Annotated in this window: 9 protein-coding genes; 8 read left to right on the plus strand and 1 reads right to left on the minus strand. The window is 68.9% G+C overall.

What is annotated here, in order from left to right; all coding sequences use genetic code 11:
• The first annotated feature begins 338 nt into the window (after positions 1–338).
• The 5 genes from CY652_RS10845 to metH all read left to right on the plus strand — a co-directional run bounded on the left by CY652_RS10845 (position 339) and on the right by metH (position 7,538).
• Positions 339–1,979: a DUF3108 domain-containing protein gene (locus CY652_RS10845; RefSeq protein WP_102130720.1), complete on the plus strand. Its 1,641-nt coding sequence runs from the start codon at positions 339–341 to the stop codon at positions 1,977–1,979.
• 137 nt (positions 1,980–2,116) lie between these two features.
• Positions 2,117–2,905, plus strand: a complete 789-nt coding sequence (pcaD, locus tag CY652_RS10850) for a 3-oxoadipate enol-lactonase (protein WP_102130721.1) — start codon at positions 2,117–2,119, stop codon at positions 2,903–2,905.
• Between the two features lie 167 nt (positions 2,906–3,072).
• Positions 3,073–3,330 (plus strand): BTH_I0359 family protein, encoded by a 258-nt coding sequence (locus CY652_RS10855; RefSeq protein ID WP_102130722.1) that lies wholly within the window; start codon positions 3,073–3,075, stop codon positions 3,328–3,330.
• A 285-nt stretch (positions 3,331–3,615) separates the two neighbouring features.
• A complete protein-coding gene (locus CY652_RS10860) occupies positions 3,616–4,692 on the plus strand; it encodes a homocysteine S-methyltransferase family protein (protein ID WP_102130723.1) in 1,077 nt (358 codons plus the stop codon).
• 116 nt (positions 4,693–4,808) lie between these two features.
• Entirely contained in the window at positions 4,809–7,538 is a 2,730-nt protein-coding gene (gene metH, locus CY652_RS10865) for a methionine synthase (RefSeq protein ID WP_102130724.1), read from the plus strand.
• A gap of 113 nt (positions 7,539–7,651) precedes the next feature.
• Here metH and CY652_RS10870 read toward each other — a convergent pair whose 3' ends face one another.
• Positions 7,652–7,978 (minus strand): DUF1840 domain-containing protein, encoded by a 327-nt coding sequence (locus CY652_RS10870; RefSeq protein ID WP_102130725.1) that lies wholly within the window; start codon positions 7,976–7,978, stop codon positions 7,652–7,654.
• 357 nt (positions 7,979–8,335) lie between these two features.
• Between CY652_RS10870 and argS the strand changes: the two genes are divergently transcribed.
• The 3 genes from argS (at position 8,336) to CY652_RS10885 (ending at position 11,793) form a co-directional block, all read left to right on the plus strand.
• The gene (gene argS / locus CY652_RS10875) at positions 8,336–10,120 is read left to right on the plus strand and encodes an arginine--tRNA ligase (RefSeq protein WP_102130726.1); all 1,785 of its coding nucleotides are present in this window, start codon (positions 8,336–8,338) and stop codon (positions 10,118–10,120) included.
• A gap of 69 nt (positions 10,121–10,189) precedes the next feature.
• Positions 10,190–10,981 carry an SPOR domain-containing protein gene (locus CY652_RS10880; protein WP_102130727.1) on the plus strand — a complete coding sequence of 264 codons (792 nt, stop codon included), beginning with the start codon at positions 10,190–10,192 and terminating at the stop codon, positions 10,979–10,981.
• Positions 10,982–11,154: 173 nt separating this feature from the next.
• On the plus strand, positions 11,155–11,793 hold the full coding sequence (locus CY652_RS10885) for a thiol:disulfide interchange protein DsbA/DsbL (protein ID WP_102130728.1): 639 nt from the start codon (positions 11,155–11,157) through the stop codon (positions 11,791–11,793).
• Positions 11,794–11,795 lie beyond the last annotated feature (2 nt).

The following is an 11,795-nucleotide window of genomic DNA, read 5'->3' on the forward strand; positions in this document are numbered from 1 at the left end:
GGGGGGGGGGAAACGCGCGTCGGGCCGAGGCCGCGCGCGTCCGGTCGATCATACCGCGCGCGCCGGCCGCGAGGCGCGCCGACCGGCCCGGCGCGCCGACGCGCAAGCCGCGCGCGGCATCGGGCGGGAGGATCACGCCAAGGGGAATCTATTCCACGATGGGCGGTCCACCCGAAAAGCCGGCCGGCATGCAGCATGCGCCCCGTCCGGGAATGCGGACCGAATGCGAACGAAGCGCGCATGCCGCGGCACGGAAAGCAGAAAGCGCTTGCGGCATAATCCAGCGCAGCGCGGCCGGCCGCCCGAAGAACGCTCACGATCCGCATCGACACGCCCCCATGTCATCGTCCACCGCCGCCCATCGCCCTGCGCGCGCGCCGTCCGGTCCGCCGCGGCGGGCGCCCGTCTCGCGCTGGATCGGCGTGTTCCTCGCCGTGACGGCCTGCCACTGGCTCGCCGCGCTGTGGATCGACCATCGTCCCGGCCTCGCACCGCCGATCCCGCCCGCGCGCGTGCCGGTGCAGGTCGCGCTGCTCAAACCCGAACGCATCGAGCAGGCTCCGTCGAAACCGGCCGCGGCGGCGCGTCCCCGCCCGGCGGCTCGCGCTGCTGCCCCTGCGCCGCGTCCGCCTACGCTCAGCGCCGTTGCCCCCGCGCGCCGGCCCGTCGTGCCGGCACAAACGGCATCGAGCCCGCCCGCGCCCGCCCGCGCAAGCGCGGCCGGTCCGGCCAGCAGCCCCGCCAGCGCGCCGGCGGCGACGACGACGGGAGCATCGGCCGGCGCCGCCGGCAAAGCGAACGGCGCCGGTTCGGGCAACGCCGCCACGGCCTCTCACGGCGTGAAGTTTTCCGTTCCGCCGTCCGGCGACATGCAATACGACACGTTCTACAACGGCATGCAGAATCAGCCGGGAACGATCCACTGGCGCAGCGACGGCCAACACTACGAGATGGTGGTGTCGGTGCCGCTGCCGTTCGTCGGCACCTTTAGCTGGACGAGCCGCGGGCACGTCGACGCGTTCGGCCTCGCGCCGGACCAGTACATCGAGAAGCGCGGACACCGCCCCGCCGACGTCACCATCTTCAACCGCGCGACGAAGCAGATCGCGTTCACGCGCACGCCGAATTCGCTGCCGCTGCCCGACGGCGCACAGGACCGCTTCAGCATGGTGATGCAGCTCGCCAGCCTCGTGCGCGGCGCGCCGGACACCTACAAGCCGGGCGTGACGCGCGAGTTCTACGTGGCCGACAACGACAGCGGCGAAGTCTGGCCGATCACGACGATCGGCGACGAGACGGTCAGCACGGCGCAGGGCGTCGTCGGCGCCCGCCACTTCATGCGCCTGCCGCGTCACGACGGCGACCGGCGCCACATCGACGTGTGGCTCGCGCCGTCGCTCGGCTGGCTGCCGGTGCGCGTGCTGCAGACCGAACCGAACGGCACGCAGTTCGATCTCGTCTGGCGCGGGCCGCTCACGCTGCCGGCAACGGATACGCAGACGAACGGCGACACGACGCACCCCCAAAACCCGGCGAACGGCGGAGCGACGGGCAGCGGCGCGACCGGCACGGGCACGGGCACGGGCACGGGCACGGGAGCCGGAGCCGGAGCCGGTACGATAAACAACGACGACAACGGCGCGACCGGAGCGGGAACCGGGGCCGGCAACGACACGAAAGGCAGCGGCGTTACGGCCGGAGCGGGAGCAGAGGCCGGCAACGGACCGGCCGTCCAGAACGGCACCGAAGGCACCGCGCAGCGCGCCGGCGAATCGAATCCGCCGCCGTCCGCGCCAGGCACAGCCCCGGCCGGGACCGCAACCGGGTCGCCGCAATCGGCCCCTCAATCCCCTCAATCGATCCAGCAACCGGCCCCGACATCGCCCTCGATGCCGTCGCCTCCATCCGGCGACAGCACGGCTCCCAATCCGGCTGCCCCGTCTCAGGCAAGCGGCGGCATCGCTCCGGCCCGGCAATAAGCGGCGGCCAACAGCGGACGGCAGCGGACGGCGCCGGACCGAAGCCCCGTCGTCCTGGGCGCGCGGCTTGCGCGCCCAGGACGACGGGCTCGCCGCGACGAGTCCCTCCCAACCCGCTGCTATGAAGGAGGCAACCCATGCAAGTGACTGTCAACGGCATCTCCACCCGCTATGTGCTCGACGACGAAGGCGGCGGCCCATGGCTCACCTTCGTGCATCAGCTCGGCGGCGACCTGTCCGTCTGGGACCAGCTCGCCGGCCATTTCCGTCACAGCCACACGGTGCTGCGCTACGACGTGCGCGGTCACGGCCATAGCGACGTGTCGCCGAAGCCGTTCGATTTCGCCGACCTGGCCGCCGATCTCGACGCGCTGCTCGACGCCGTCGGCGCGCCGCGCACGCATCTCGTCGGCGTCTCGATGGGGGGCATGATCGCCCAGCAGTTCGTGCTCGACGCCCCTGCGCGGGTCGCCTCGCTCACGCTCGCCGACACCGCGAGCCGCACGCCCACCGATGCCCGCGCGATGTGGGACCAGCGCGCCGCCACGGTGCGCCGCGAAGGCATGGACGCGCTCGCCTCCGCCACGCTCGAGCGCTGGCTGACCGGGGACTTCCGGCGCGCGCATCCGGAAGCCGTCGAGCAGATACGCGAAGTGCTGTTGCGCACGCGCCCCGAAGGTTATGCGATGGCCTGCGAGGCCCTGCGTGATTTTGACGCACATGAGAGTCTCGCCGAGTTGCACGTGCGCACGCTCGCCGTGGCCGGCCGGCACGACACCAGCACGCCGCCGGCGGCCACGCGCGCGATCGCCGACGCTATCGAAGGCGCCCACTTCGAGTTGCTCGACGCCGCCCATCTGGCCCCGGTCGAGGCGGCCCACCGATTCGCGGCCCTGCTTGAAACGTTTCTGCCCGTGCCTGTCTAACCTGCAGGTTCTGGGCGCTCCTCTCTCCTTGCACTGCGGGCGCAAAGGCGCGTTCACCAGCCCGTTATTAGCGTGAACAGATCTTGGGCCACCCCTTGAATTTCGCAACGGGCGCGCCATCTACAAGCCGAAGCAGTGATCCGAGCACAGGAAAAAGGAGTGTCGCCATGCAGATGATCTACAACAGTCCGAATTACTGCGTCGTCGAGTTTCCCCCGCAGGCCGGCCATCTGGCCATGCTCTCGGGCGGCTACGAAATCGTCGACAAGAACGCGCGCCGCGAAATCTTCATCGACGGCATGATGGCGGCGCGCTTCCGCGAAAGCGTGCAGAAGCTGATGGAAGAAGACCAGTCGCTCGACGAGGTCGACGAGTTTCTCGGTCAGTTCGACAGCCTGATGCAGCACCCGGTCATCATGCACTGACGCGGTCGCCCCAGCGGCGACGTCCTGCTTCGGGACCCCATCCGGCCTGCGCCGGATGGGGTTTTTCTTTGGCCGCGCTTATCGGGCCGCTCATTTGGCCGCTTTTCCCCGGCCGCTCATTTGCCCTCCTGATCGCGCGCGCGAACGCCCCGCCCGCCCCGCGCGCGACCCCGGCGCCCCGGGACGCCTGCGGCTACAATGACGGATTATCAATCCGTCGGTGCCCAGCCCGGCCCGACATCCGACCCGCGCCCAGACCCGGCATCCAGATCCGAGCCCTGTTCCATGAACCAGCCTGCCGCTTCAGCCTCTCCCGCCAGCCATGACGCGTACACGCGCGGCGCCGCGCTGCCCGCGTTGCTCGCCTCGCGCATCCTGATCCTCGACGGCGCGATGGGCACGATGATCCAGCGCTACAAGCTCGACGAAGCCGCCTATCGGGGCGAGCGTTTCAGGGACTATGGGCGCGACATCAAGGGCAACAACGAGCTGCTCTCGATCACGCAGCCGCAGATCATCGGCGAAATTCACGAGCAGTACCTCGCCGCCGGCGCCGACATCATCGAGACCAACACGTTCGGCGCCACCACGGTCGCGCAGGCCGACTACGGCATGGAAAGTCTCGTCGACGAGATGAACCTCGCCTCGGCGAAACTCGCGCGCGCCGCGTGCGAACGCCATTCGACGCCCGACAAGCCGCGCTTCGTGGCCGGCGCGATCGGACCGACGCCGAAGACGGCCAGCATCTCGCCGGACGTCAACGATCCGGGCGCGCGCAACGTCACGTTCGAGGAACTGCGCGCCGCCTATTACCAGCAGGCGAAGGGGCTGCTCGACGGCGGCGTCGACCTCTTCCTCGTCGAGACGATCTTCGACACGCTGAACGCCAAGGCCGCCCTCTTCGCGCTCGACCAACTGTTCGAGGACACCGGCGAGCGTCTGCCCATCATGATCTCGGGCACCGTCACCGACGCGTCGGGCCGCATCCTCTCGGGCCAGACCGTCGAGGCGTTCTGGAACTCGCTGCGCCACGCGAAGCCTCTCACGTTCGGCCTGAACTGCGCGCTCGGCGCGGCGCTGATGCGTCCGTACATCGCCGAGCTCTCGAAGCTCTGCGACACCTACGTGTCGTGCTATCCGAACGCCGGCCTGCCGAACCCGATGAGCGACACGGGCTTCGACGAGTTGCCCGCCGACACGTCGGGCCTGTTGCGCGAATTCGCGCAGGCGGGCCTCGTCAACCTCGCGGGCGGCTGCTGCGGCACGACGCCCGAGCACATCGCCGCCATCGCGAAGGCGCTCGCCGACGTGAAGCCGCGCCGCTGGCCCGGCCAGTACCGCGACGATCGCGACGCCGCCTGAGCGACGGCGCGGCGCCGGCGGCCCGACGATCCGGATCGCCCGCGAGCCCCGCCCGCAAGGCAAAAGAAGAACGCATTGCCCGTCCCGAAAGACGAATCCACGACATTGCCCACGCCATGACCGACCACACCCTGCGACTCTCCGGCCTCGAGCCGTTCAACGTCACGTCCGGCACGCTCTTCATCAACGTCGGCGAGCGCACCAACGTGACGGGCTCGAAGGCGTTCGCCCGGATGATCCTGAACGGCCAGTTCGACGAGGCGCTCGTCGTCGCGCGGCAGCAGGTCGAGAACGGCGCCCAGGTCATCGACATCAACATGGACGAGGCGATGCTCGATTCGAAGGCGGCGATGGTGCGCTTCCTGAACCTGATTGCCTCCGAGCCCGACATCGCGCGCGTGCCGATCATGATCGACTCGTCGAAGTGGGAGGTGATCGAGGCGGGCCTGCAATGCGTGCAGGGCAAGGCGATCGTCAACTCGATCTCGCTGAAGGAAGGCAAGGACGCGTTCGTGCACCACGCGAAGCTGATCCGCCGCTACGGCGCGGCGGCGGTCGTGATGGCGTTCGACGAAACGGGCCAGGCCGACACGTTCGCGCGCAAGACCGGAATCTGCCAGCGCTCCTACGACGTGCTCGTGAACGAGGCCGGCTTCCCCCCCGAGGACATCGTCTTCGACCCGAACATCTTCGCGGTCGCGACCGGCATCGAGGAGCACAACAACTACGCGGTCGACTTCATCGAGGCGACGCGCTGGATCAAGCAGCACCTGCCCTACGCGAAGGTGAGCGGCGGCGTGTCGAACGTGTCGTTCTCGTTCCGCGGCAACGACCCGGTGCGCGAGGCGATCCACACCGTGTTCCTCTATCACGCGATCCAGGCCGGCATGGACATGGGCATCGTCAACGCAGGGCAGCTCGGCGTCTACGCGGACCTCGACCCCGAGCTGCGCGAGCGCGTCGAGGACGTGGTGCTGAACCGCCAGCCGCCAGGCGACATGAGCGCGACCGACCGCCTGCTCGAAATCGCCGACAAGTTCAAGACCGGCGCCGCGAAGAAGGAAGAGAACCTCGAGTGGCGCAACCAGGGCGTCGAGCAGCGCCTCGCGCACGCGCTCGTGCACGGCATCACGACGTTCATCGTCGAGGATACGGAAGAGGCCCGCGCGAAGATCGACGCGGCGGGCGGGCGGCCGATCAACGTGATCGAAGGACCGCTGATGGACGGCATGAACGTCGTCGGCGACCTGTTCGGGCAGGGCAAGATGTTCCTGCCGCAGGTGGTGAAGTCGGCGCGCGTGATGAAGCAGGCCGTCGCGCACCTGATCCCGTTCATCGAGGAGGAAAAGCGCCGGCTCGCGGAAGCGGGCGGCGACGTGCGAGCGAAGGGCAAGATCGTCATCGCGACCGTGAAGGGCGACGTGCACGACATCGGCAAGAACATCGTGTCGGTCGTGCTCCAGTGCAACAACTTCGAAGTGGTCAACATGGGCGTGATGGTGCCCTGCAACGAGATCCTCGCGAAGGCGAAGGTCGAGGGCGCGGACATCATCGGCCTCTCGGGCCTCATCACGCCGAGCCTCGAGGAGATGGCCTACGTGGCCGCCGAGATGCAGCGCGACGACTACTTCCGCGTGAAGAAGATTCCGCTCTTGATCGGCGGCGCGACGACCTCGCGCGTGCACACCGCCGTGAAGATCGCGCCGCACTACGAAGGCCCCGTCGTCTACGTGCCCGACGCGTCGCGCTCGGTGTCGGTCGCCTCGAGCCTCCTGTCCGACGAAGGCGCGGCGAAGTACATCGACGAGCTGAAGTCCGACTACTCGCGCATCCGCGACCAGCACGCGAACAAAAAGGCGACGCCGCTCGTGACGCTCGCCGAGGCCCGCGCGAACAAGACGAAGATCGACTGGACGCGCTACCGCCCGGTCAAGCCGAAGTTCGTCGGCCGGCGCGAGTTCCGCAACTACGATCTGAACGAGCTCGCGAACTACATCGACTGGGGCCCGTTCTTCCAGACCTGGGACCTCGCCGGGTCGTACCCGGCGATTCTCAACGACGAGATCGTCGGCGAATCGGCGCGCAAGGTGTTCTCGGACGCGAAGTCGATGCTCGCACGGCTCGTCCAGGGCCGCTGGCTCACGGCGAACGGCGTGATCGCGCTGTTGCCCGCGAATACGGTGGGCGACGACGACATCGAGATCTACACCGACGAGTCGCGCAGCGAAGTCGCGCTCACGTGGCGCAACCTGCGCCAGCAGAGCGTGCGTCCCGTCGTGGACGGCGTGATGCGGCCGAACCGCTCGCTGGCCGACTTCATCGCGCCGAAGGACTCGGGCGTCGCGGACTATATCGGCCTGTTCGCCGTGACGACCGGCCTCGGCGTGGACGCGAAGGAAGCCCAGTTCGCGAAGGATCACGACGACTACAGCGCGATCATGCTCAAGGCGCTGGCCGACCGCTTCGCGGAAGCGTTCGCCGAGGCGATGCACGCGCGCGTGCGCCGCGATCTCTGGGGCTACGCGGCCGACGAGACGCTCGCCAACGACGCGCTGATCGCCGAGCAATACCGGGGCATCCGGCCCGCGCCCGGCTATCCGGCCTGCCCGGACCACCTCGTCAAGCAGGCCATGTTCGACTGCCTGCAGGCGAATTCGATCGGCATGAGCGTCACCGAATCGCTCGCGATGCTGCCGGCCGCGAGCGTGTCGGGCTTCTATCTCGCGCATCCGGAGAGCACCTACTTCTCGGTCGGCAAGATCGGCGAAGACCAGCTCGAGGACTACGCGCGCCGCATGGCGCTCTCGCGGGACGACGCGCGGCGCGCGCTCGCGCCGCTGCTTTAGTCAGGGAATCGGGGTAAAAAAACAGGGGAGCCCGCGACGAGCAGGCTCCCCTGTTTCGGGCCGAAGCCGTGGCCGGCCCGATTGCGCGGCCCCCGCGGATCGCGCGGTCCGCGTCAGACGCCCCAGAGAATGTCGCCGCCCTCGCCGCGCGCGGCCTTCAACATGTCGAGGAACGGAAACGCGCGCTGCGCGAGCCCGAGCGGCACCTCGTGGGAATGGCGGCCGTCCTCGCCTTCGTGGAAATGTCCTTCGTGCTCCGCACGTTCGCGGCGGTCGGTGGCGATGGCGGCTTCGAGCTTCGCGATCGCCGTCTCCAGCTCGTCATGGGCGATCACGCCGCGCGGACCGAGCCGTTTGCCGATGATGCCGAGCAGGTATTGCGCGAGATTGTCCAGCATCATGACATCCGGCGCCGCGTGGCATTTGAAAGTGACCAGCATGGCTTGCTCCCTTTTCTTTATGTGTTGATTGCGTCTCCCGACGGTCAGCCTCCGCTGCCGGACGGGATCGCCGCGTGCAGGTCGCCATGCAGGTCGCGTGCCTTGCGTGCGGTCCCCGACGGGCTTTCCATGGGAGATATTAGCACCTGCTAAAATCCGTCTGGACGGAACCCCCGCGCCGGCAAGCCAGCGCGCGGGACACGGCCGGCGCCCGAAACCGGCGCCGCAAAATGCCGTGAGGACCGGCCCCGCCGCGCTGCGCCGCCGGCGCGAACGCCCAGCCTTCCACGATTCGACGACGCCGGCCACGCCATGCCGGCGTCGCATCCGATTACCCGCACAGGATCTGCAACAAGCATGCTGCCCGCACAGAAACTCACCCTGGAAACCCTGCTCGCCGACGCCGTGAAGCAGGTAGCCAAGGCAACCGGGGGCGCGGACGAAGCCGCGTTCGTCGCGCCGGCCATCGCGCTCGAACGGCCCAAGGTCGCCGCGCACGGCGACCTCGCCTGCAACGTCGCCATGCAGCTCGCCAAGCCGTTGCGCGCCAACCCGCGCCAGCTCGCGCAGCAGATCGTCGACGCCGCGCTCGCGCATCCTTCGGCCGCCGGCCTCGTCGAGTCGGCCGAAGTCGCGGGGCCCGGCTTCATCAACCTGCGCCTCACGGCCGCGGCCAAGCGCGCCGCGATCGGCGCGGTGTTCGCCGAGCGCGAAGCGTTCGGCCGCTCGCCGCGCGAGGCCGGCAAGCGCGTGCTGATCGAGTTCGTCTCGGCGAACCCGACCGGGCCGCTGCACCTCGGCCACGGCCGCCAGGCCGCGCTCGGCGACGCGCTCTCGAACGTGCTCGCCTCGCAGGGCTACGCGGTGCATCGCGAGTTCTATTACAACGACGCGGGCGTGCAGATCCACAACCTCGCGCGCTCCACCCAGGCGCGCGCGCGCGGCCTGCAGCCCGGCGACGCCGACTGGCCCGACGCCGCCTACAACGGCGAATACATCGCCGACATCGCGCGCGACTACCTCGCCGGCGCGACCGTCGCCGCGAAGGACGGCGAGCCCGTGAAGGGCGCGGGCGACATCGAAAACCTCGAGGCGATCCGCCGCTTCGCGGTCGCCTATCTGCGCCACGAGCAGGACATGGACCTGCAGGCGTTCGGCGTGAAGTTCGACCAGTACTATCTGGAGTCGTCGCTGTACGCCGAGGGCCGCGTCGAGAAGGCTGTCGCCGCGCTCGTCGCCGCGGGCAAGACCTACGAGCAGGACGGCGCGCTGTGGCTGCGCACGACCGACGACGGCGACGACAAGGACCGCGTGATGCGCAAGTCCGACGGCACCTACACCTACTTCGTGCCCGACGTCGCCTATCACGTCACCAAGTGGGAACGCGGCTTCACGAAGGTCATCAACGTGCAGGGCTCGGACCACCACGGCACGATCGCGCGCGTGCGCGCCGGCCTGCAGGGCCTCGGCGTCGGCATTCCGAAGGGCTATCCCGACTACGTGCTGCACAAGATGGTCACCGTGATGCGCGACGGCGCGGAAGTGAAGATCTCCAAGCGCGCGGGCAGCTATGTGACCGTGCGCGACCTGATCGAGTGGTCGGGCGGCGCCGCGCCGGGCACGGAGACCTCGCCCGAGCTCGTCGACGAGGCCACGCTGCGCCGCGGCCGCGACGCCGTGCGCTTCTTCCTCATCTCGCGCAAGGCCGACACTGAATTCGTGTTCGACATCGATCTCGCGCTCAAGCAGAACGACGAGAACCCGGTCTACTACGTGCAGTACGCCCACGCGCGCATCTCGTCGATCCTCGCCGAGTGGAAGTCGCGCTACGGCGGCGACGCGGCGGCGCTGCCGCGCGTCGACCTCGCACCGCTCTCGGGCGAACGCGCGCTCGCGCTCGTCGCAAAGCTCGCCGAGTTCCCCGACGTGCTGGCTCACGCGGCCGACGAGCTCGCGCCGCACGCGGTCGCGTTCTATCTGCGGGAACTCGCGGCCGAGTTTCACTCGTTCTACAATGCCGAACGCGTTCTCGTCGACGACGCGACCGAGCGCGACGCCCGCGTCGCGCTGCTCGCGGCGACGCGCCAGGTGCTCGCGAACGGCCTCGCCGTCGTCGGCGTGTCGGCACCCGAGAGAATGTAAAGCGCCGTCAGGCGACGGACGGCACATGGGGCCGGCCGGGCGCGGGCGGTCGATCCAGGACTTTCTTGTTTGCAGGTGATTCAGACGATGGCACAACCGCGACGCACTTCAAAACAGTCGAAACAGTCCGGGGGAACCTTTCTCGGCATCGTGCTGGGCCTGATCGTCGGCCTTGCGATCGCGGTAGTGGTAGCGCTCTACATCACGCGCGCGCCGACGCCCTTCGTCTCGAAGGTCGCGCCGCCGTCCGCGTCCGACACCGCAGCAAGCAACGCCCCGTACGATCCGAACCGCGTGCTGCAGGGCTCCTCGCCCGGCCAGGCGGTCGCGCCGCCGCAGGCCGGAGAACAGACCGCGCCGCCCAACACGGCGCCGGGACAGACGGGCCCGGCGCAGCAGCCCGGCCTGCTCGACGAACCGCAGATCGTCGAGGTGCCGGCCAGCGGCGCGAGCGGCACGGCCGCCACTTCCGGCAACGGAAACGGCGTGGCCGTCGCCCCGTCGCCCGCGACCGGCAACGGCACGGCCGCGCAGCAGCCGCAAACGGGCAGCGCGCCCACGAACAACGTCCCGCCGAAGGTCGCCTCCGGCGCCGCGCAGCCGGCCTCCGGCGCCGACGCGAACACCGGCTACTTCCTGCAGGTCGGCGCATACAAGACCGCGGCCGACGCCGAGCAGCAGCGCGCGCGCCTCGCCTTCCAGGGCTTCGAATCGAAAGTCACGGAACGCGACGCCGGCGGCATCACCTACTTCCGCGTGCGCATCGGCCCGTTCTCGAAGTTCGACGACATGAACAATGCCCGTCAACGACTCTCCGACGCCGGCATCGACACCGCCGTCATCCGCTTCTCGAAACAATGATGCGTTTCCCGTGCCCGCCCGGCTGAACCATCGGCGCGCGGCACGGGTCTAATGCGGCGCCATGCCGCATCCCGGTCGACGGAAACTGCAAGCTTCCCGTCACCCGCCGGCATGCAAACCGAAATCGACGCGCGCTCACGCGCGTCGAAGCACGCTAACCTGGATCACACGACATGAAAAAACTGCTTGGTACCCTGTTGCTTTCGTTTTCCGTCATGGCGGGTTCGGCCTGGGCCTCGCCCGCCGCCCCCGTGTCCGGCAAGGACTACACGGTACTGCCGGCGGCCCAGCCCGTCGACGCGCCGGCCGGCAAGATCGTCGTCACCGAGTTCTTCTGGTACGGCTGCCCGCACTGCAACGCCTTCGATCCGTATCTCGAAACCTGGCTCCAGCGCCAGGGCCCCGACGTCGTGTTCCGCCGCGTGCCGGTGGCCTTCCGCGACGACTTCGTCCCGCATTCGAAGCTCTATTACGCGCTTGAAGCGCTCGGCCTCGCCCAGAAGCTGACGCCGGCCGTCTTCCACGAGATCCACGTGAACAAGGACTACCTGCTCACGCCGCAGGATCAGGCGAAGTTCCTTGCGACCCAGGGCGTCGATCCGCAGAAGTTCCTTGCCGCCTACAACTCGTTCTCGACGCAAAGCGCGCTGCAGCGCGACAAGGAAGTCATCAACAACTACCAGATCGACGCCGTGCCGACGCTCGCCGTGCAGGGCAAGTACGAAACCGGCCCCGGCGACACCGACAGCCTGCCGGGCACGATCCAGGTGCTCGACTACCTCGTCGCCCAGGTTCGCGCGAAGAAGATGTAACG

The sequence above is a fragment of the Burkholderia sp. WAC0059 genome (assembly GCF_002870125.1).
Classification (GTDB): domain Bacteria; phylum Pseudomonadota; class Gammaproteobacteria; order Burkholderiales; family Burkholderiaceae; genus Paraburkholderia.